The 21,447-nt window shown below is 67.2% G+C and carries 12 protein-coding genes and 3 pseudogenes; 6 read left to right on the top strand and 9 right to left on the bottom strand.

All coding sequences use genetic code 11. The annotated features are described in order from the left end of the window. Positions 1-481: 481 nt before the first annotated feature. Positions 482-625: a hypothetical protein gene (locus OG948_RS05925; RefSeq protein ID WP_406294373.1), complete on the bottom strand. Its 144-nt coding sequence runs from the start codon at positions 623-625 to the stop codon at positions 482-484. 190 nt (positions 626-815) lie between these two features. On the opposite strand from OG948_RS05925, the gene OG948_RS05920 reads away from it, so the two are divergent. The 3 genes from OG948_RS05920 to OG948_RS05910 all read left to right on the top strand — a co-directional run bounded on the left by OG948_RS05920 (position 816) and on the right by OG948_RS05910 (position 7,573). Continuing rightward, positions 816-1,829 (top strand): hypothetical protein, encoded by a 1,014-nt coding sequence (locus OG948_RS05920; RefSeq protein ID WP_406294372.1) that lies wholly within the window; start codon positions 816-818, stop codon positions 1,827-1,829. A gap of 259 nt (positions 1,830-2,088) precedes the next feature. Then, positions 2,089-6,741, top strand: a complete 4,653-nt coding sequence (locus OG948_RS05915) for an AAA domain-containing protein (RefSeq protein ID WP_406294370.1) — start codon at positions 2,089-2,091, stop codon at positions 6,739-6,741. A gap of 1 nt (position 6,742) precedes the next feature. Beyond that, a complete protein-coding gene (locus OG948_RS05910) occupies positions 6,743-7,573 on the top strand; it encodes a hypothetical protein (RefSeq protein WP_406294368.1) in 831 nt (276 codons plus the stop codon). A 573-nt stretch (positions 7,574-8,146) separates the two neighbouring features. Here the strand turns inward: OG948_RS05910 and OG948_RS05905 are convergent. The 3 genes and pseudogenes from OG948_RS05905 to OG948_RS05895 all read right to left on the bottom strand — a co-directional run. After that, positions 8,147-8,323, bottom strand: a pseudogene (locus OG948_RS05905) (IS5/IS1182 family transposase); the annotation flags it as partial. 591 nt (positions 8,324-8,914) lie between these two features. Then, entirely contained in the window at positions 8,915-11,350 is a 2,436-nt protein-coding gene (locus tag OG948_RS05900; protein ID WP_406294366.1) for a tetratricopeptide repeat protein, read from the bottom strand. Between the two features lie 56 nt (positions 11,351-11,406). After that, complete coding sequence (locus OG948_RS05895; RefSeq protein ID WP_406294365.1) at positions 11,407-11,793, bottom strand: hypothetical protein; 387 nt, start codon at positions 11,791-11,793, stop codon at positions 11,407-11,409. Positions 11,794-11,985: 192 nt separating this feature from the next. On the opposite strand from OG948_RS05895, the gene OG948_RS05890 reads away from it, so the two are divergent. After that, positions 11,986-12,771, top strand: a complete 786-nt coding sequence (locus tag OG948_RS05890; protein ID WP_406300190.1) for a helix-turn-helix domain-containing protein — start codon at positions 11,986-11,988, stop codon at positions 12,769-12,771. A gap of 586 nt (positions 12,772-13,357) precedes the next feature. On the opposite strand, the gene OG948_RS05885 is transcribed toward OG948_RS05890, so the two are convergent. From OG948_RS05885 to OG948_RS05865, 5 genes and pseudogenes are all read right to left on the bottom strand, one after another. Beyond that, positions 13,358-14,590 carry a metallophosphoesterase gene (locus tag OG948_RS05885; protein ID WP_406294363.1) on the bottom strand — a complete coding sequence of 411 codons (1,233 nt, stop codon included), beginning with the start codon at positions 14,588-14,590 and terminating at the stop codon, positions 13,358-13,360. A 134-nt stretch (positions 14,591-14,724) separates the two neighbouring features. Next, positions 14,725-14,850 carry a hypothetical protein gene (locus tag OG948_RS05880; protein ID WP_406300401.1) on the bottom strand — a complete coding sequence of 42 codons (126 nt, stop codon included), beginning with the start codon at positions 14,848-14,850 and terminating at the stop codon, positions 14,725-14,727. Further along, positions 14,827-15,100, bottom strand: a pseudogene (locus tag OG948_RS05875) (alpha-L-rhamnosidase); the annotation flags it as partial. The pseudogene OG948_RS05875 and the gene OG948_RS05880, both read right to left, overlap by 24 nt. Before the next feature lie 897 nt (positions 15,101-15,997). Next, positions 15,998-16,840: a hypothetical protein gene (locus OG948_RS05870; RefSeq protein WP_406294362.1), complete on the bottom strand. Its 843-nt coding sequence runs from the start codon at positions 16,838-16,840 to the stop codon at positions 15,998-16,000. A gap of 591 nt (positions 16,841-17,431) precedes the next feature. Beyond that, positions 17,432-19,354: an NACHT domain-containing protein gene (locus OG948_RS05865; RefSeq protein ID WP_406294360.1), complete on the bottom strand. Its 1,923-nt coding sequence runs from the start codon at positions 19,352-19,354 to the stop codon at positions 17,432-17,434. A gap of 359 nt (positions 19,355-19,713) precedes the next feature. On the opposite strand from OG948_RS05865, the pseudogene OG948_RS05860 reads away from it, so the two are divergent. Both OG948_RS05860 and OG948_RS05855 read left to right on the top strand, forming a co-directional pair. Beyond that, positions 19,714-20,217: pseudogene (locus OG948_RS05860) on the top strand (hypothetical protein); the annotation flags it as partial. Positions 20,218-20,526: 309 nt separating this feature from the next. Beyond that, on the top strand, positions 20,527-20,904 hold the full coding sequence (locus tag OG948_RS05855; protein WP_406300189.1) for a hypothetical protein: 378 nt from the start codon (positions 20,527-20,529) through the stop codon (positions 20,902-20,904). Positions 20,905-21,447: the final 543 nt, after the last annotated feature.

The raw sequence follows: 21,447 nt of genomic DNA, 5'->3' as shown, positions 1-21,447 counted from the left end.
CGCAGCCGAACCGCCCTCGTCCTCCGGGTTCAGGGTCGGCCGTGTCAACGGCGTCGAACCAGATCCCGGGACGCGGTAGCCAAAAGGCCGGGTCGCATCGACCGCCGACGCTGTTGGTGAACGTCTGCAGCCGATACAGCCAGGGAACCTCCAGGGCGTCGAATAACACCGATCACCGGGCGTGCAGGTCGATATCGAAACGCGCTTGCACCGCATCGAACGGCATGAACACCGCGGGACTACCGAATGGTTGACCAATGCCCCGGACCGCAGTCGGAGGTGTCGCGGCGGCTCCACTCCGCTGACTGCCCGAATACCCGGGCGCGACACCGGCCAACTGGCCGCAGCTACCCGTCCCGCGCTTCTTGCCCTCCCGGTCGACGGGGACCGCTACGTGCGAGGAACCACCGCAGCGGCCTGGGGCTCGCTCTTGTGCCCACCCATCCGGCAGAAGCGGCACGATCGCCAGTCCGCCCGGCCTCTACTCGACGAAGTAGTGCACCAGCCAAGCCAGTGCGGATACGGCGCAGCCGCCCGCCGCCATCCCACCGCCGCGGACGAACGAGAACGTCGCCGTCCGGACCAGGGTACGGAAGCGAGAGCGCTGCTTGTCGGTTCGTGTCACGAAAGCCCCTCCACAAGGGATCAGCCGGGTACGCCGGCGCCGGAGCCGTTCAGCTTCAGCCATTCCAGCGTCACGGTCCATGAACCCCGCATGAACACAAGTTGACCTGGGTTGAATGAAGTTGAGGCAAGTCCCCAGGCATGCTGTACGGGCCACGGCGCTGTCAACAACTGTCAACCAGGGAGTCCGCGTGCCGATCCAGATGCCTTCCACCAGTGATGTTCCGGACGGGCCGCACCGCCGGCTCCTGCTCGCCGTACACCAGCTGTACATGGACGCCGGGAGCCCTGGCATCCACCGCACCAGCAGATCGATCCGGGCGCGGGACGACCTACACGACACGATCAGCCACGAGGCGATCAGCAAGATCCTGCGGGGCAAAGTGATACCGCAGCGATGGCACAAGCTGGAAGCACTGCTCCGCCAGTACCTGGACGAGAGCGTCGACCGTCCCGGGCCCGAGGACATTGCTGCTGCCGTCCGTGAAGTTCAGACCCTCTGGTACCGGGCCATGGAGGGCAACAAGGCCGACGCAGACGGCCCGCAAGACAGCGCCCTGCTCAAACTGGCCGCGCCCGAAGACGCTGGCGTCATTACCCTTAGTCTGAGCAACCAGAAGTTGCTGCCGCCCGAAGAAGTCGTCCGTCAGGCCCTGGAACTCCCGGAGGGCGAAGCCCGCAGCCTCATCATCGACCAGTCCGCCCACCCCGCTCGGGATCCGATCCCTCTGGTCGTCGCCCTGATGTCGACCCTGCCAGAGGAAGGCATTCGGCTTCTGAACCTGGCGGGCAGCACCCAGGGCCCCAAAGGCGATCCCTATCTCGCCGACCTCATCGCGCAGGTCCAGGGCTACCCCGCTGACACCTGGCGCGGACGCGACCCGTTGCGCGCACTACTGCGCAGCGTCGGCAAGCGTTCCGACTATGGTTCCCACCTCGTCAAGCTCCTGCTCAAACAGGGCAACGACGCTGCCGCGCGGGCATATCTGAGAGTCTACGCTCAGCGCACCGATTCCCTAGGTGCAGCAGAACTTGTGCAGGCGTTCGCCGAGGCCCGCGGCCTTCGTGCCTCCATCAACCAGTTCCTGCGGATGGTCAGCGAACACACACCGCGACCGCTGGCGGACGAGGTGCCCGAGCATCTGCGACAGCTAGGCCGCCGCCGCGAAGCCCGGCTGCTGGCTGAGATGCTGGCCAACGGCTAACCGGTGGAGAAAGGCGTCGCGTGTTGGGCCCTGCCCGAAAAGGGCGAGGCCCTCACCTGTCGGTCGCTGACGGCTGCGGCATGCCCGCAGCGGCTGCCCTCTCGCCGGGGCGCCGGATCGTACGGCCGCGTCGAGGGCGGTGCGTATCGAGTGGGGAGGGAGGCGGGGAGAAACCGACTCTGGCGATATCGCTTGCGGGCACGCACAGATCCTCCCATTCTGGAAAGTTGGTCTTCTCAGGAGTACTCAGGGAGAGTTCATGGTTCAGCGACGGGCAGCCTCGGCCGATGACGCGGCGATGCTCCGGCAGACACGGAATCTGATCGAGTACCTCAGGGAGTTCGTGCGGACGGCGCACAAGGCGATTCGCGATTGCCGGAAGTACGAGGATGTCGTTTGGCTGCACAGCCTCCCTCGTGACGTACTGCGGCGGCAGCCGTCCTCCGATCGCGTGATCCTCACTGTCGACCACCGTCCACGTGTACCCGCGCCCGCCATTCCTGACGAACTGGTCGGGTGGCTTGAGCCCGGCGTCGTCGCCGTGCCCTCGCCGGACGATCCCGACCTGGTGACCACGAGGGCGTTGCCGGCAGGCGCCGCAGCCCACGATCATCACGATGGTCGCGGTCCCGCCGGCGAACGCGACGCGCCGGACGAACTCGTCGAAGAACAGGACAGCGAGCCGGATCTGTTGCGCAACTATCACCGGTGGCTTCCACAGTGGCGTCGCTGGTCCGAGCGCGAACGCGCCGCGGAGTCGTACCGGAAGCTCCACCGTCGACTACAACGGATCGCACGCCGGATTGAACAGGACAGCGACATCTTCGAAGCGGCGCTCGGCGTCGGCCTGATCACCGGGGGCGCGGATCGAGTCGGCGGCAGCCTGCATCGCCATCTCCTGGCGGTACCGATCGCCGTCACGATGGATGCGGCGACGATGCGTATTTCTGTCTCGGTGGTACCGGACTGGTCGCTTCGCTTCGAGGACGCCGAGTTCCTGGACGAAGCCGATGGCTACAGCAGCGAACTCCTGGCGCCCGTCCGCAACCGGCTTGAGGAGTCGGATTGCCATCCGTTGTCGTCCGAGTGCGAGTCCGTTCTGGAGGCATGGTCACAACGTGCCTTCGGAACGACTGTGCCAGTGCGGTGCAATGGCTCCTGGGACCAGCCCACGCGCGACCGTGGTTCGGGCTCACAATCGCACGCCGGCAGGTACGAGGTCACGCTGGCTCCGGCCGTGTTACTTCGCGAACGTGGCCGAAGCTCCATCGTCTCCTTCTACGACGCGATCGCCGCCAGGCTTGCCCGTCCCGGTGCTGCGAGTCCCCTCGGGCTCGCTCAGTTGCTGTCACCTCTCGATGACACCGAACGTGTCGCCTGGATCGCGACCGGCACGGCCGTGACGCCGACGCTCGGCCCCGATCCACTCTTCCCCCTGCCCGTGAACGCGGCGCAGCGCGATGTCCTGGAACGGCTGCAGCGCGACACCGGAGTCGTCGTCCAAGGACCACCCGGAACGGGTAAGACCCACACGATCGCAAATCTGGTCTGCGCGCTGCTCGCGGACGGCAAAAGGGTCCTGGTCACCAGTGAGAAGGATCAGGCGCTCCGAGTCCTGAGAGACAAGTTGCCTGACGACATTCGCGGATTATGTGTTCTCCAAGGCGACCCGCGTCGCGGCGGCACAGCGGAGTTGGATCGGTCCGTGCGCACACTTGCCCAGCTGAACGCGGCCACGAGCCCCCAAGCCCTCGCGGCGCAAGCCTCGCGCGATGCGACGGAACGGCAGGAACTGCTCGGGCACGGGGCACGCCTGCGCACGGCCCTTCGGGAGCTTCGCGAATCCGAGTGGTTCGTCCATCCTGAGGTGGCTCCCGGATACCAGGGGCAGCTTCGCGCGATCATCGAGTCGGTGCAGGCAGCCCAGGAGCACTACTCCTGGCTGCCGCCGTTACCCGACGATGCACCCGACTTGCCGAGACTCAGCACCGGGGAGGCGCGACGTCTTCTCGAGCTCCTGCAACGCCACGGGCCCGACCTGCTCGCGCAAGACGCCCCGCAGTGTCCGGATCCGGACACACTCCCGGCACCCTCAGCTGCCACTCGTGCCGTGGCGGAAGTCGCCGCTGCTCGCGCCGTCTGCGGGGGCGCAGGTCCGGATACCGTCGCCGACGCGCTGGCCGATCGGGGGCAAGACTTCCTCAGCCAGGTCAACGCCTGCCTTGGTGAAGGGATGCAGGCTCTCCGGCGCGGCGGCCTCGGAACGCAGCTGATGGCTGGACAGGGGCAGAGCTGGCACGTGGCTGTCTTGCTCGATGGCATGGCCGGGCGCCGGCAGCAACTGTGGCTGCAGGTCGCCCAAGCATCGGTTCGTGCCGAGCAGGCCCAGCACAGACTGCACGCACTCGAAACCGCGCACGTCGATGTTCCACAGCCTGAGCCCGCTGCCCTCGCCCGGATGATCGCCACGGGCCGAGTCCTTGCGGACTTCCTGCGCGAAGGAGGCAAACTCCGGCGCTGGTTCGCCGGCCCTGCCCAGCGCGACGCCCGCGCATTGCTGGAGACCTGCCGCGTGGACGGACGACGCCCCGACTGCGCGGTCAAGGTCGCAACCGTCGTCACGTACCTCGAAGCCCAGCAAGCCGTACACCAGGCCAACAAATTCTGGGAACTCGTCGGGGTGAAACCGACCGGCCCCGAGCCTGCTCTCGTCGCACTGGCCGACCTTGCCGACCGCGCGGGCAATCTACGAACCATCGCCGCAGTGACATCGGCCGCACGAGATCTCCACGACCTGTTGGTCGATGCCCGGATCCCGACAGCGGTGCGTTCGCCGCAAGAGTGGGAAGACCTGCGTTCGGCCGCCAACAGAGCTTCCCTGCGGATCGTACTCGCGGCTGCACAACAGACAGTCGACGAACTCGTAGCGGCATTACCCCAATTCGATGCGCGGCGGAGTCCGGAACTCGCTGCTGCCTACCGAGCCCTCGCGACCTATGACGCCGATGCCTACGCCCAGGCGTTTGAGGCTTTGAGACTGGCATATGTGCGCGAGACCGACCGTCGCGAGGCGCTAAAACTCCTTGAACAGTTGGCCGCAGCCCACCCCGACTTGGCGCGTGCCCTCGTGCTGTCGCCGCTGGCCCCTGAGTGGCCCGCACGGTTGGCAGCGTTCCAGCAGGCTTGGGCGTGGCGGAGAGCCGCCGACTTCGTGGACCGACTCCTCACCCCGGGCCGTGAGAAGCAGTTGGAAACCGAACTCGGAGAAGTCGAGGCGCGACTGCGCGAGACGGTAGAGCGGCTGGCCTCGACTCACGCACGTATGCACTGTCTGAATCGTATGACTGCGGCGCAGAAGCAAGCGTTGTCCGCATACATCACCGCAATGAACCACGCGGGCCGAGGTACTTCCGTACACGGGAAGCGCCATTTGCGGGCCGCGCGATCAGCGATGCGCGAGGCCCGTGGCGCGGTTCCCGCCTGGGTGATGCCACTCAAGCAGGTCGCCGCGATGATTGTGCCCGAACCGGACTCGTTCGACGTGGTCATCATCGACGAAGCCAGCCAAGTGGGCCTGGACGGACTGCTGTTGCTGTGGCTGGCCCCTCGCATCATCGTGGTCGGCGACGACCAGCAGTGCGCACCCCTATACATGGCCGGTGATCACACCCGGCTTCACCGAAGGGTCGACGAACTACTCCCGGACCTCGACCACTGGCAGCGAGACGGCTTGGATCCCAAGTCCAGCCTGTACACCATCATGTCGTCCCGATTCAGCGAGGTGGTGCGCCTCGTCGAGCACTTCCGCTGCATGCCGGAGATCATCCAATGGTCGTCCCGGCAGTTCTATGACCACGAACTCGTTCCCCTTCGCCAGCACGGTGCGGATCGCCTCCACCCACTCCGCGTGGTGCACGTCCCCGACGGTCACTGCGAGGGGGGCCGCGACCGCCTGCGCAACCTGCCTGAGGCGGAGCGCATTGTCGCCACGCTGCAGCGCCTCACCGACGACCCGGACTACGCCGACCGGTCATTCGGTGTCATCTCACTTCGTTCGGGTGCCCAGGTGCGGCTGCTGGAAGACCTCATCGACACGACCCTCGATGCGGCGGCCCGCGAGCGCCACAACATTCGGGTCGGTACCGCGGCTCAGTTCCAAGGCGACGAGCGCGACGTCGTGCTGCTGTCGATGGTGGTCGACGCAGATCACGTCCGCGCCATCCGCAGCCTCGCAGACGGACGCCGGTTCAACGTTGCCGCCAGCCGCGCCCGCGACCAGATGTGGCTGTTTGCCAGCGTGACGATCGACCAGCTGCCGGACAAGGACCTTCGGCGCTCTCTGCTCACCTACATGCAGTCCCCGCCAATCCTCCAACAGACACCGCCGGAGCTGGCTGACGTGTCTCCTGACGAGCCCCGGGCACCCTTCCAATCGCTCTTCGAACAGCGCGTCTTCCTCAAGATCCGACAGCGCGGCTACCACGTCGTGCCCCAATGGAAGGTCAACCGCAAGTTGATCGACCTCGTCGTAGTCGGGGAAGCCGGTCGGCTCGCGGTCGAATGTGACGGAAGCCCCTACCACTCCTCTCTCCAACAGATCCATGACGACTTCGAACGCGAACGCGAACTGCGCCGAGCAGGCTGGCGATTCTGGCGCATCCGCAGCAGTACCTTCGCGCTCTCGGCAGACGAGTCGCTCGAACCGCTCTGGGCTCGACTGGACGCTTTGGGTATTCGCCCCGGCGTCTCGAGGGACGACACGGGGGATCTGATAAGTGACTGGATGCCGGTCGAACTCGACTCCGAAGCTTCGGACAGTGACACCGAGGACCTGCCCATGGACAACGTCGCCCTTATCGACGGCACGCCCTTTGGCGCAGCTCGTCGGGACCTTCCCACACAAGGAGCGTGACATGACTGCGTCGTTCGATGAGAGCACTTTGACCGAGGTCGCCCATCTCATCTGCGGAGACGACGGCCCGCTGGTGTATCGGCAAGGCTGGGAGCTTCCCGAGTTCTTTCGGCGGGCGGACTGGTCCGAGGTTCCGGAGCACGACGGCACCCCGCGGCACCAATGGACGACAGCTCTGTTGAACGAGCGTCGGCTCCTGCGGCCGGAGGAAGTTGAACAGGCCGTCTTGCGCCTGGCGAACCCCCGCGAGTACCACGGCCAGGAGAAGGAATACCGAGCCACGGTGGATCGGCTCAACCAGCTTCTGCTCGTGGAGGGGTGGCGAGTCGATCTGGTACGCGGTATGCCGGTGCTTTCCGAACAGGACCCGGTTTTCGGTGCTCGGATCGTGCCCCGCGTCGAGCTGCAGGTATCCATCAGTCAGGTCGTCGACGACCCGGAACTCGCCGCTGCGGTACAGCGCCGCTTGGACGAGGCTCGGACCTGCTACGAAAACGGGGCGTACATCGCCACGATCATCATGCTTGGGAGCCTCTTGGAGGGCGTCCTGTTACACGCTGCGAGTTCCCGATCATCCACGAGCCCCCTACCGAAGCCGCTGGACCGTTTGGGTCTGCAGGACTTGGTCCAATTCGCTCACGTCAACGGGTGGATCGACCTCGACGCCAAAATGGCCTTCGAGCTCGTCCGCCACTACCGCAACTCGGTCCACCCACACCGGGAGGTGCGCAGCAAGCACAGCCCTGACCGGGACACGGTCGATCTGTGCTGGCCTGTAGTCAACGCCACACTCAACGATTTGGCCGCCGGCGCCGAAGCACGACGTGCGTGATCAGCCGTCGCTGACGTTCGAGTGCTCGCCGACTTGCGCGCTGGCCGGGCTGGCACGCGACGCCTGCGCGTGTTGGCGGCGGTGACACGGCCAGCGCGGGGCCAGCGCTTGGTGACCTGCGGTTTCGCCACAACAATCGGCCGCCTCCGGCGGACACTTTGGGGCACTCGTGTGATGGGGCTCCGTATTGCGCAGGTGGAGAGCGGTAGCCGCGGCGGGATCAAAAACTATGGCGATTCGCGAGTATCGAGATGGTACTTCGGGTGATGTTCTCGCGTCCGTCCTTGAGCGCACGACAGGTGTTTTCCGCATTTCATGGACGAGCTGCTCGGCCACGTCCGGGCGAAGAGCGCGGGTAGACCTGATAATTCGTCGCGGTGGAGCGGGCTCAGGGGGTGTAATTCATTCGTTGAGTGGCCGTTGTGCGGTTCGTGGGGCGCGAATTCGTGGACACTCCCGTGTGCCGGTCAGTGCGCGGCGTCACCAGTCTGCGATGGGTCGCATGACCAGGGCATCCGAGGTGTGGGTGTGCTGCCAGGACTGGAGCCAGTAGACGTCGTGCCAGTTCCCCTTTTTCAAGGCCCGCATGTTCACCGAGTCCACCGCGCACCGCGACCAGTCCAGCGAGCCGCGCGCGCCGAGTTCGTCAAGCAGGACCCGATGCAGTTTCGCCCACACCCGGGCGCGACTCCACTCCGTGAACCGGTGGTGGATCGTCTGCCAGGACGCGCCGAACACCGGCGGGAGTTGGCGCTAGGTTCGACCAGTTGCTCGTGCATGGCCGTGTACAGCTTTCTGTTCGAGTTGCCCTTGACTTCGATCACAACGCTGACGGGATATGAGGCCGTGACGCGCTGACCGGCCTTTCGAGGGAACGCTTGGATTAGCAGGTCGGTGCGGTTCCCGAAGCCCCCAGGTTTACGGTCGACCTGCACTTCCCTGTTGATGACGACTTCGGAGTTCGAGAGGCGCAGCCTGAGTTCGTGTAGGAGGTAGGCGGAAAGATCGTTCTCGCATTTGGGGCGGAAAAGGGAGGGTTTCGCTCTGCCGGAGCGTGGTGCTGCGCGTGCAAGCTCGGACCCACGTCGATGGGGCCTCCGGTTCCTGCGTTGCGTCACGCGAAACGTGTCGACCTCACATCCATGAAGAGTCGGGCTTGGGGCGGTCAATAATACAGAAGCGCCTGCAAAGGGACCCAGGGTCAAGGTGAATGGACTCCACGACTCCTGAACATCCAAGGAGACGTTTTCGGCAGGACAAGGAAGTCCTGACAGCTGGAAGGGCAGAGCACTGCATCCAAGCCGAATAGAAATTCGGAATTATGCACTCGACTGTGAACATCTACTCGTTTATCCAGTCATGCAAGACGACCGAGATCGCCGCTGTGTCGGGGTGTTCCGCGCCCAGCAGCCGCACGCAGTCGGCCAGCACCCGCTCCAGCAGGGCAACCGCCTCACCGATTCGCCTGGCCCGGTAGTACGAGAGGGCCAGACCAGCCCGGACCGTCAGCCCTATTTCGGGGTGTTCAGCGTAGAGCCAGCGCTCGCAGTCGGCCAGCACCCGATCCGCTAAGTCGATCCGCCCCGCCCGGTAGTAAGAGAGCCCCAGGATTACCCGGGCTTTTGCCGTGTCGGGGTGTTCTTCGCCGAGCAGCCGCTGGCGGTCGATCCACACCCGCTCCTCCAAGGCGATGGCCTCGTCGTTTCTCCCCGCCTGGTGGTACGAAACTGCCAGGTTCGCCCGCGCCGTCAGCGTGTCGGGTCGTTCTCCGCCGAGCAGCCGTTTGCAGTCGGTCAGGACCCGCTCCTCCAACGCGATGGCCTCGCCGATCCGCCCCGCCTCACGGTACGAGCGGCTCAGGTTTGCCCGCGCCGACAGCGTGCCTGGGTGCTCCTCGCCCAGCAGCCGCTCGTGGTCGGCCAACGCCCGCTCCTCCAGGACGATGGCCTCGCCGATCCGCCCCGCTTGGCGGTACAAGGCGCCCAGGTTCGCCAGTGCCTTCAGCCTGTCGGGGTGCTTTGTGCCCGACAGCCGCTCTATGTCGGCCAACACCCGCTCCGCCAGGGCGATGGCCTCGCCAGTCCGCCCCGCCTGCCAATACGAGACCGTCAGGTTCGCCCGCGCCGTCAGCGTGTCGGGGTGTTCCCCGCCGAGCAGCCTCTCGGCGTCGGCGGTCGTGCGTTCCCAGTGGGGGGTCGAGGCCCTGTGGAGGCACGTGTCGAGGAGGCTTTGGCCAGCTCGGTACAAGACCAGGTGGCCGTGGGGGTGCCACAGGTGGTCGCCAACGTGTGTGGTGAGGGTGTCGGTGTTGGCTCGTAGGACGGCCGTCAGGTCCGCGTTGGTGTGGTCCTGTTCGGGCCACAGCCCGAGGAGGGCGTCGGCGATGGTGCGGGCGAGGGCGGGGAGTTCGGTGTCGGGGGGCGTTTCGCGGGCGGCGCGGGCGGTGAGGGCGTGGATCCGTACGGCGCGGGGGTTGTTGCGGGAGTCGTCGGTGATCAGGCCGTAGCGGTGCAGCAGTCGGAGTGCGGCGTGGGCGTCTTCGGCGTCGACGCGTGTGTGGTTCGTGGTGTCGGGGGCCGGGGCGCGGTGGGTGTTGAGGTGGTCGAGGACGCTCTGGTGGGTCCAGAAGCTGCGGGGGTGTCCGGCGGGGTCGAGGAAGGCGGCGAGGGTGAGGGCGGGGGCGGCGAGTCCGGCGGGTTCGGCGCGTTGGGCGGCGTTCAGGGACAGCAGGAGGGCGGCGGCGACGGGGCGGCCGTAGCGTTCGGTGTCCGCGTCCGGTGGCAGGAGCTTGTCCAGGCGGGTGGTGCCGGCGGTGAACAGGTGCAGGTAGCGTCCGCAGGGCACGTCCTCGTTGATCATGTACGCGGCGGCGTGTGCCAGGGCCAGCGGCAGCAGGCCCAACTCCCGGGCCAGTCGCGGGAGGTCCTCGTCGAGGAGGTGGGCGTGTTCGGCGTGGGTGAGGCGCTCGCGCAGATACGCCTCGGCTTCGCCCCGGGTGTAGGTATCGACGTCGATCACGACGCGGTCGCCGCCGGAGAGCAGGGCCTCGCGGCGGCGGGTGGAGGCCGTCATCCGTCCGCGGCCGGACGGCGAGGGTGTCGGTGGCCACCAGGGTTCGAGGGATCGGGGGTCGGTGATGTCGTCGAGGACCACCAGCCACGAACGCGTCGTCGTCGCCAGCCAGTTCACGAACGCCCGGGCGTCGTCCTGCGGATCCTGCCCCGCGGCGCCCGGGGCGGCGATCAGGAGGGCGGCGCGGGCGTAGGTGGTGATCACCTGTTCGGTGTCGGCGGCATTGACCCACAGGACCAGGTCGACGCCGTCGGCGCGGGCCTGGTGGGCGCAGGCTGCGGCGAGTTGGGACTTGCCCATGCCCCCGCCGCCGGAGAGCACCACGCTCGCGTGGCCGGCTCGGGCCCGGTCGATCCGCTCGCGCAGCCCGGCACGGTCCTGGAACGCGGAGGCCAACGCCCGCACGGGATTGGGCCGGAGCGGCCACCGCACCGACTCCGGGGTGGTTGCGGCGTGGACGTCGACGTGGTCGATGTGGACATTGCCGGTGATGGCCACGGCATGGGGTGCGGATGCGATGGCGGCCCCGGTCCTCTCGATGCGCACCGTCCCCGCGCCGGCGCTCCCCGGGAGTGGCGGTCCGCGGTGGCCGGTCACTGCGGTTCCGCCGTCGGCGGCGCGGGCGTCGCCACTGTCGGCGACCACCACCTCTTCCCCGGCGACGGGCGCGTCGTCGGGTGCGCGGTCGCGTCGGCGCCATCGCACGGTGGCTTCCTCGCTTTCTCCGGTGTGTCCCGGTGTGCGGGTGGTGGCGGGTCCGGTCAGGGACGGTGGTCGATGCCGGTACCGGCGCTGCTGTCGGGGCCGTCGGCGACGGCCCGTCCGGTGTGTTCCGCTCTCGCAGACCCGCCACCGGGGCCGGCGGGGCCCCGGATCCCGGTCTGGGCGTCACCGCCACGGGTCGCCTCGGCGCTGCCGGTATTGATGACCTCCTCGTTCCCGGCAGGCGTGGGCTGCTGCCCGAGCAGGGCCCACAGCAGCGCGCCCGCCCCCGTGGCCCCCTGAACGGATGCCCCCACGATCTGCCCCGCGTCCGGACCGTCCAACAACCACACCAACGGCGTCGAAACGATCACCAACCCCGCGATCACCGCGACCGTGATCTTCCACCCCTGGGACATGCCCCACCCCCGGTCCGCCACCATCATGACGAGCTCAACGGACCACGCCCGTCGCTCACTTCGCAGGCCCGGCGAATGTATCGACCGGCCGTGCCGGAGTGTGACGATCCAGCGTAGTTCACGTGCTCCTCTCCGACTGGCGCGCTCTGCGCTGTCGGTTACTGAGGTTTTCGTCGTGGTGTCGTGGACGGTTGTAGATCCCTGCGCTATGCCGTGGATATGCGGTATGCGCAGGGTGGTGGGTTGACTCCCAAGGAACGCGCGGCTCGGGAGCGGTTGCGGTTGGACGCCGCCGAGCGGTTCGAGCGCGGGGAGTCGAACGCGGTGATCGCGTCGGAGTTGCGGGTGGCGCGTCGGTCGGTGGAGCGGTGGCGTCGTGCCTGGCGCGAGGCGGGTGTCGAGGGCCTGCGATCGAGCGGTCCCGCGTCTGTGCCCAGGTTAGATCCGTCGCAAATGGCCGCGTTGGAAGGGGAGTTGGACAGGGGCCTGACAGCCCACGGTTGGCAGGATCAACGGTGGACATCGGTGCGTGTCGGTCAGTGGCAGAGCTGTGATGGCATGCGGCCCCGACGCGCCACCTTCGTACGGTGCGCCAACGTTGCAGCCCCTTGGTGCGGACACCACGGCGTAGCGGGCACCGGTCGCGGCGGTCCGGGCGTGGCCGATCATGCGGGGGAGGGGTCGACACTGACGACGGACCCGCCGCGTCGGGCCAGAGCGCGGGTGACGAGCCCTTCCCCGTACCCGAGATCCAGGATGCGCCGACCGCCAGGTCGGCGGGCAGTTCGTCGAGCAGGACGTCTCTGGCGAATGCGTGCAGTGCGAAACCGGTCCGCACCCGCTCGGCATACCAGTCGGCGATCGTTTCCCATGTCTCGGTCATCAAAACCGTTACGTTGGTGGCCGACCATCCGACAGCCCACCGGAATCGAAGAGTCGGCGAACCCCTCCGGGGGATGCCTGATCGTCGGAATCAGCCCCCGGGAACGGCAGACTTCGGCGTGATGGACGGTCGGCGTACCATCGCTCGACGAGTTGTCGGTGGGGTCGCCCCCGTGGTTGGGTCACGCGCCCCGATGCCATGACGACGATCTCGTCCGCCACCGCGACGTTCGCCAACCGGTGCGTGACCAGGACGACGGCGCTGTCTCGGGCGAAGGCCCGCAGCCCGGCGAAGATCCTGTGCTCCGCGCGGGGGTCCAGCGCGGAGGTGGGTTCCTCGAGGCAGACAGGGCCGGTTCGCCGTACAGGGCTCGGGCGATGCCGAAGCCCGCGGTGTGTGGAACTCCGCGAGGACGATCAACGGTCGTGGTCTGTACCCCGTTGGACTTGGACGAGCCGGTGGGGTACTGGACGCCGTTGAAGGACGAGGAGGGATGCGGGTCCGGCAAGCGCGGTGCGACGCGGCTGGGCTTCGCCGTGTTGCTGAGGTTCTTCACGCAGTGCGGCCGGTTTCCGCGGGGTCGGGCCGAGTCGCCCGGTGAGGCCGTGGGGTTCGTCGCCCGGCATGTGCGGTTTACCGCCTCAGAGTTGGATACCGATGCCTCGCCCGCGACTGTGAAACCCACCCACACCGTTTCGGTCAGGAGCCTCAGGCCGCCGAGCGCAGGGTGAGCAGTGTGATCTCGCTGGGTGCGAACACGCGGAACGGCGGTCCCCAGAAGCCGGTGCCCCGGCTCGTGTAGAGCAGGGTCCGTTCGCCGTGCCGGGTCAGGCCCTGCACCACTGGCTGGTCGATCCGCACGAGCAGACCGAACGGCCAGATCTGGCCGCCGTGAGTGTGCCCGGAGATCTGGAGGTCGATGCCCGCGGCGGCGGCCTGAGGGATGTACTTGGGCTGGTGCGCGACGAGCACGACCGGTAGTTCCGGGTCCGCGTCCGCCAGTGCGCCGTTGAGGTTTGCGCGGTGCCCGGTCAGCCCAGAGTGCTCGGCGGTCAGGTCGTCCACACCGGCGAGAACGAGACGGTCGCCGGCGCGCTCGACGACGACGTGGCGGTTGTGCAGCGCCTCCCACCCGAGTTCCGTCATGCGGTCGAGCCAGCCTTGGGCCTGGCCGAGGTACTCGTGGTTGCCCGTGACGTACACCCGGGCCAGCCGCGCCCGGACCACCCCGAGCGGCGCGGACTGCTCCCGGCGCTGGTCGGGCGTGCCGTCGGCGATGTCGCCGGCGTGGACCACGATGTCGGCGTCCAGTCGGTTGACCGCCTCGGTCACGCGCGCCGACCAGAAGGCGCGGTCTATCGGCCCGTAGTGCGTGTCGGCCAGGACGACGACGCGGACCCCGTCCAGGCCCGCGCCGAGCCGGGGAAGGGAAACGTCCAACCGCCGCACGCGGGGTACGCGCATCGCTTCGAAGTGGCCCCAGGCCAACAGTCCGACCGACACTGCGGCGACGGCGACGGCGACGATCCTGGCCCGGTGCGCGCCGCCGGTGCCGAACCCGATGAGTAGGAGATGCACGAGGCCGCCGAGCACCGACCAGGTGAACAGGACCCAGACCACCCCGAGCATGCTGTCGGCGACGCGGGCCATCCGGTCCGCGCGCCGCGCGTGGCCGGTGAACATCAGAAACGGGAAGGCCGCCAGGGCGCCGAAGAAGAGGACGGTGCCGGTCACGAATACGGGAAGCGGCCAGTCGGTGCCGGAACCGAGCAGCGTCCACCAGGGCAGTACGAACAGCAGGGCGAGGACGAGTAGAAGGACCCCGATCCCACGCAGCCGCCGCAGCACACGCGCGGCGCTTCGCTCCCGGGGGAGGGGCGTCGTGTGGGTATCCGCCCGGGCGGACTCCTGGGCGTTCTTGGCGTCGGAGTCGGTCGGCATGAATTCAGTTTCGCAGACGCGCGGGTGGTGGGGTGGGGCATGTGGTGATGGCCCGGCGCTGGGCGTGGTGTGACGGTCCGTCGGCGACCCGGCCCCGGCCGCGCTCGTCGGTGCCCGGGGTCGGGTCGGACGGGTCAGTCGCGTGTCGCCGCCGTGAGCTTGTCCACCTGTGCCTTCACCTGGGTGTCAGGCACGAACTCGGCGTTGTGCGAGGTGCTCCCCGGCCAGCCGTCGTAAGCGTAGTGGTTGAACGACTTCATGCCGTCCGGATTGACAGTCCCGTCCGGGCGCAGGCTGTCTCAGCGTTCCCAGACGGTCGTCGCCCCCTGCGTCACGGGGTACAACCAGGACGGGCATTACTGCTGCAGCAGTAGCCGATACGCGGTGTCCAGGTGGCCGTGCTCGGCGAGCGCGTCACAGATCAGCGGGTGTCCAGGAAGCCGGTGCCGATGCGGTACCCGATGGCCGTACCAGGGCGGCGAGCCGGTCGGCCGCGTGGGTCCGCTGGCTGGGACAGGCCCTCCGGTGGGCGACCCGTCCCGATGACGAACCATCTCGTGTGCCGCTTTGGCACGTGAATGACCCTACGTATCAACGCTGTTGCGACTGCCACCCCCCAAGGGCGGCCGGGCAACCCCGCAAGGGAGGCCACAGTTCATGGCGTCGCGGGCGCTGATGTCGATCCGGCAGTTCGGCGCGTCAGGCACAGGTCATCGGTGGCGTGGAGGGCCTTGCCCGACGCCGATCTGCGGCTGCTGCGGGTTGTAGCGCACTTGACTGGCGGTCAAATGGCCTACGGGGAAGCACCTTTCCCAAGGCACAGGGTGATGAAAACCTGACGCTGCGTGCCGGAATCGAGCGGCAAATCCGACTAAACAGTCAATTCTTTCGGTCGGAAATCCGGCCGAGCGGGCTCCTCCAGCCGCATCTGGTCCACGGCGACCCGGAAACGCGTTACCGGCCTATCCAATGGCCTAAACCAGTAAGAGGCGTTGACCTGGGCTTTTGCCCTTGTCAACGCCTCTTGAACACCGTCGGGACGACAGGATTTGAACCTGCGACCCCTTGACCCCCAGTTGGGCGAGGGGAGCGTTTTCGCAGGTCAGGCGTGTTTTGACGCCCAATACAGCGTTCGTTTTCTACCCTATCGTGCCGATCCGCGCATGTCGTGTGGTCCACAACTGGTCCACAGGATTGACGGGTTCACTGTGCTTTGGTCGTCGGTGCGAGCGCTCACTTCTGGAGAGTGATGGCCGTCGCCAGCGCACGCGTTCGTATATCGTGCGGCCTTGGTGTCGGCCAGTGGCGATCTGTGGCTGTGGAGGTGCCGCATCCGCGCTCGGAGCCCGCTCAATCCACGGGCGTCAGACAACGGCCGCGTCCCACGGTCTCCTTCGGCGACAAGCTTCAGTTGGATGTGGGTGCGGAAGGCGGTGTAATTGTTGGGGACATGTATCCGATCCCGGCGTTCGTGATCCACTCGGCGGCATCGCCGTCCAGCTTCCACGGAGCCGCCAGCAGGGTGGCACGCAGAGTGTGGCGGTCCTGCACGGAGACGGGTTCGACGCCGAGCTTCGTGCGCCATTGACCGTCGGGGCCCCAGTGGGAGTGGGTCGGCTCGTCGAGGGCGGAGACGAAGCGTTCGACAAGATCGAGCCATGCGGGGTGTGCCCACCACCGAGCACATGAAAGAGCGCCGTGCGAGGCGGTGCGGAGCAGGCCGAACCGTACACCCTTGTCCTCCATCAGGCCGACGAATCCGCCGAGGGTGCGGTCTGCGTGGTCCTGGTACTCCGCGAGGTCTTCTCCGGTTCGTGCCAACTCGCCGAGGGTGATGCCAGTGGGCAGCTTGCGCCGGGGATTCGTCAGCCACCGGAAGAGACGGGTGGCGAGGACTCCCGCATCTTCCGCATCGACCTGGGCGAGTGCGGAGGCTTCCGCCGAGGTGATCCCGTACTCGGTGGTCCACCCGGTCAGGCGTCGGCGTATGCCGTCGGTGGTGTGGCTGTTGATCCGCATCATGTCGCCGTCCGAGAGTCGGCCGTCGGCGTGCCAGTTCTCGACGCAACTGTTCCGCCAGGCGCCGTTGGTGATGCCCAGCGCCAAGAGGTCCAGCAGCGTGGTCAGGTCGTCGGGCTCTACGTTGGCCCGGGTACGGATCGCTTCCTCGAAGAGTTCCTCGGTCATCGCCTCCTGGGCCTCTTGGATCATGCGCTGTACTTCGGGGGACTCGTAGTCCGCATTGATCATCTCGGGTGGCCTCTCGCGCAGGAACGTGGGTTGTTTGGTCGAGGGTAGATGTGAAGGGCGCGGCGGACGACGGCGCGCTACACGATCGCCTACGGAGCAGTCGATGGGCCATCGGGTTCGCTTTGCTTCTGGTCGAGCATCTCTTGAAAAGAGGCTAAACCCCGTTCGTTCAGGGCTCGTTCCTCGGGTGACAGATCGGGGTCGGCGAGGTTCACGCGCGCGTTCTCGACTGCGGATCCGAGGGCCAGCTGTGCTCCGGGGCCTCTCCTCGCGAGCACTACAAGACGTTCGGCGAACTGCGGCCTGCCGGGCGTTCCGGACGAGGTCAACGCCCGCCCGCACCGCGTGACCCGCCGTCGCCCCGCGGACATGCTCGCCGAGGAGCGAACGCGGTTGCACCCGCTGCCGTGTGAACCGTTCTCGGTCGCGTTCGGCGAGACCCGCCGCGCCTGCTGGGACTCCACGATCTCCGTTGAAGGAGTGCCGACGCCGAGGTCAAACCCTTGCCTGCCGGCATTGTGAGTTCCCTGCTGCACCGACCCAGTGCGGGTTGACCGTCCGCCGAGTTCCGCATACGGCGAAGGACTGTGGTCAAGGTGCCGGAGTGCGGGCGAGCCACTCCTGGAGTTCGCGGTGGCGGAACTGGTAGGCGGTCCCGGCGACGCGGAGGAGTCCGGCTTCGGTGGCCCAGTCCAGGAACCGTCCCAGCCGCCACGGCAATCGGTGAGGCCCTCGGCGAACGCACATCAGGAATACGATGCCCCGCGACGCTCCGATTCCGACCATGAGCGAGTAGGCGAAGCCGACCGTGAGACCGAACGCGGGTCCGGAGAGGAGTACGCAGACGAGCCCGAGGGAGAGACCGCCTGCAAGGCTCAACACGAGCGTCACCGCCAAGTTGGCGCGGGGAAGGTCTCGTGGATCGATGAATCTCGTCGCATCGTCCCCGAACCCGCTTGCCGTAGCCCCGAGCCATCCGAGCAGTGCGATCGCGAGTCCGACCGCGAGCCCGAATACGAATCCGAGTTCGAGGCCGACCAGGGAGCCGAGAGCAAGCGCGACCACGAGGCCGAGTGCTCCTCGGCGTCGGCGTTTGGCCGTTCGGAAACCTTCCAGGTCGAACCACGCGGGGGCGGCCCAGGCCCTCGACCAGGTATGGATTGCCCCGAGTGCGCTCATGAGAACGAAGACGATGGTGGCGATGATCGGACCAGCCGGCGTGGATCCGACACCGGTGATCCAGAAACCGATGATCGCTGCCGTGCCGAACGCGCCTATGGCGAACGCGTGTGCGGCGCGGACGTAGCGGTCCCCGGCCAGCGGCCATAGTTCGTGGGGAACCAGATCGGTACCGGACAGGGTCCTTCCGTGAAGGATCCGTGGGCTGTTCGTGTTCTCCTCAAGGTAGTGGGCCAGGACCCGAAGTCGAGCGTGGACTTGGCGGGGGTCGAGGCTGCCCGGAGGTCGGGAGAAGGCGGTGACGGCTCTCTGGAAAAACAGGCGCATGAGGTGGTCGCGCAGGGCGGGTTCGGTATTGAGAACGGGGGATAGCAGGAGATGTGGCAGGTGCGGGTGGGTGTCGTGGACGGCGACGGCGGTCGTCAGCCGCCAGGGTGTGGACAGTGCTCTCGCGAGTGGACCTGCGGGATTGAGGTCCAGTTCGTCCACGACATCACGCCACTGGATGGGTTCGTCGACTCTGGACAGGATGAACGCGCGGGCTCGGGCCGGGTCGATCGGAGCGATTTCGATGCGGGCGGTGTCCCGTGCGCGCAGACCCAGTGCGTCGTAGGTTTCGCCGCGGCTGGTGAGGATCAGGCTCGCTCTCTCGATTCCATGCTGGTAGGCGTTGAGTTCCACCAACGCCCGTCTCGCCCGGGGAGCTTGTGGCGCCGAGGGGCCGGAGGCGAGGTTCGGCGGGTCAGCGGGGTCCATCTCGTCCAAGCCGTCCAGGACGGGCAGGATCATCCCCGCGTCGACAAGTACCTGGGCTGCGGTATTGGACAGGCCGAATGTGTCCACCAGATGCGTCCGGATCCAGGCCCGCACCGCGTCCCCTGCTCCGGCGCTGGCGGATGTGCCGAGGTCGATGGACAGGGTTGTCCAGGAAGCGAGTGACATCCGTACCGGTACCGGATCCTCGGGGCCACGCACTTGGGCGAGGGCGAGGAGGAGTTGGATGGCCAGGACGGTCTTGCCCGACCCTGCCTTGCCCGTAATGACAAGGCGTCCGGGGCGCAGTGCACGGTAGTAGTCGACCACCCGGCTCAGTTGCCCGTCCGGGTCGGCGCCTGTCGCGTTGTGGGCCGAGGCCGGGCGCAGGACGAACCGCACGTCGATTGCCTCGGCCTCGTTGCCCAGCAGGCGAGCACGCTCTCGGGTCTCGGACCGGACAACCTGACCGGCCAGCAGACCGGCCATCGCGATCTTGTCTCTTTCCAGGTGCCGAAGCGCGGCCTTGGCCAATAATCCCGACCACACCGCCACGATTAACCCGGTCGAGGTGAACAGCATGTCGACCGGGTCGACACCGCCTCGCTCAAGTCTCCACCCGGCTATCACGGCGGTGCCCACTACACACACCAGAAGCCAGGCCCGACGTCGTCCGTTCGTGCGTCTCCCACCATCACTCATGGTCGGCCATCATCGCTGCCTGCCGCGCGGGGCGCTTGGATATTCACGAGACTGACTCGGCGACGTTCAGATCCCGGCTGTGCCGCGCGGGCTTGACACACCCGATCGAGTGAATCTCCCCAGGGTCCCATCGGCATCGGGAGGAGCATTGCAGCCTGGTGGGGCGCCATTCAGGGACCTGTGTTCGATGAGGACGGGTCTGCCCGTTGTCGGAGTCGGATCGTAACTTCCCGAGCACCATGGGTGATCGCGAGGTGGGTTCGATGCTGGATTTGGGAGATTCGACGATGCGTCGCCGCGAGGTATTGGCTACAGCGGCCATCAGAGCCGCCTATGCATGGACGCAACGTCACGAACAGGACCAGGCATGGCGGGAGTTGGCGCGGATGACCGGCGTGGTGATGGCCGCCTGCGGACCGGGTCGGGGTCCGCGGTCGCCCCACGCCTTGGTCGAGTGCTTGCGCCAACCGCTCGGACGTATCGCGCCGGACTGCTTCGAGGGGGATCCACTCGGAGACCTGGTTGTCATCGTGGACGTTCATGGGCGGGACGAGATCGGTCCGGGTGTGTTCGATCGGGGCTGCGAACGCATCGTTGAACTCATCGAATCACCCGGCGCCACGCGGACGTGGATGCCGACCTGGGCGTACATGCGGGCCGAACAGGTACAGGGCAACGCGTTCGCCCGCCTGCGCGATGGCGCCACGGACGAGCAGTACACGAGGGGACGGCGCTTCGTCGTCGAGCATTCGGCGGGACCGGCCGACCGAATTGCGGAAGCGGCGGCTTCGCTCGGAACACGACGGACGGTGCCGTACGTGGCTGTGCCCGCGGATCGCGTGCACGTTCGGGGGGTGCGGTGGCCCTGCCCGGTATGCCGATGGCCGATGCGCGTTGACGGCGACGACGCCGGCTGTGACTTCGAGCCTCACCAGGCCCGGTACTTCGTTCGCCCGAGCAACTCGCGGCGCCCGACTCTGGCACGGGCATTCCCGCAGGCTCCCAGGCCGCCCGCAGCCCTGCCACACCAACCGGACGGACCTGGGGCGTCGGTGTGCGTCGAAGCCGCCGTCTGGCGGCACACGGTGGTCCCCGGACTGCCCGAAGTCGAGCTGTTCGAGCGCGTGAACCGCCGACCGGGCGTGGTCGAGGCACGTCTGTGGCCGGACAAGGACCGCGTGGACGGAGAAGCGTTCGTGCCACTGCTGGACTGGCATTTGGAGTGGGACATGAAGGACAGTGCGAGCGCCGTGGCCTTGGTCGATCGCCTACGCAGGAAACCACCCGCCACCCGCAACATCGTCGTCCCCGACTATCGAGGCCCGGTCCAACAACGCGAACTCCAGGACCTGGTCCCTGACTTGCGCGTATGGACGGCCACGGAAGTCGTCGCGAAGGTGGCTCGCGTCGCCTGCAAGGCGGCACGATGACCACGCAACGGCACCCGATTCCCTCCGACGGATACCGGGATCCGAGCCACGCCGATCCGGCGATCGTCGCCCGCGTCTTCGGTGTGGCGTTCGCGCTTGCCGAGACCCATTTTCCGGTACACCACCGCGACCATGGCGTCGTCACCACCGTGACGGCCGCCGCGTTTTTCCTCGATGGCAAACACGACACCTGGAACGGCCACGCCGAGTTGTCCGACGCCGACGAGCTACGCCTGGGCAGGTTCCTCAAACACCGTATGAGCCCTCTGGCGTACGAGGAGAAGGTGCGCGACATCGCCGCGCGCGTGTGCGACAACCACACCGTTGCCCACTACGACCTCCTCGCGGATCAGGAACACCTCCTTCCACGTCACGGACGTGAATCCCGAGCCTGCGCGGACGCGCTCCTTGACGAACTCGACACCCTGCGCGCCCGGCAAGGCCACCTGTCGCGCACTGCAACACCAGGCGCATACACCAGTGTGCTGCGTATTCCGCGAGCCGGCGCCACAGACCCCATCACCATTGATACCCACTACATCC

The sequence above is a fragment of the Embleya sp. NBC_00888 genome, from assembly GCF_045207655.1.
In the GTDB taxonomy this organism is placed as follows: Bacteria; Actinomycetota; Actinomycetes; order Streptomycetales; family Streptomycetaceae; genus Embleya.
Note: the sequence above shows the minus strand (reverse complement) of the source record. Positions and strands in the feature narration are given on the sequence as shown.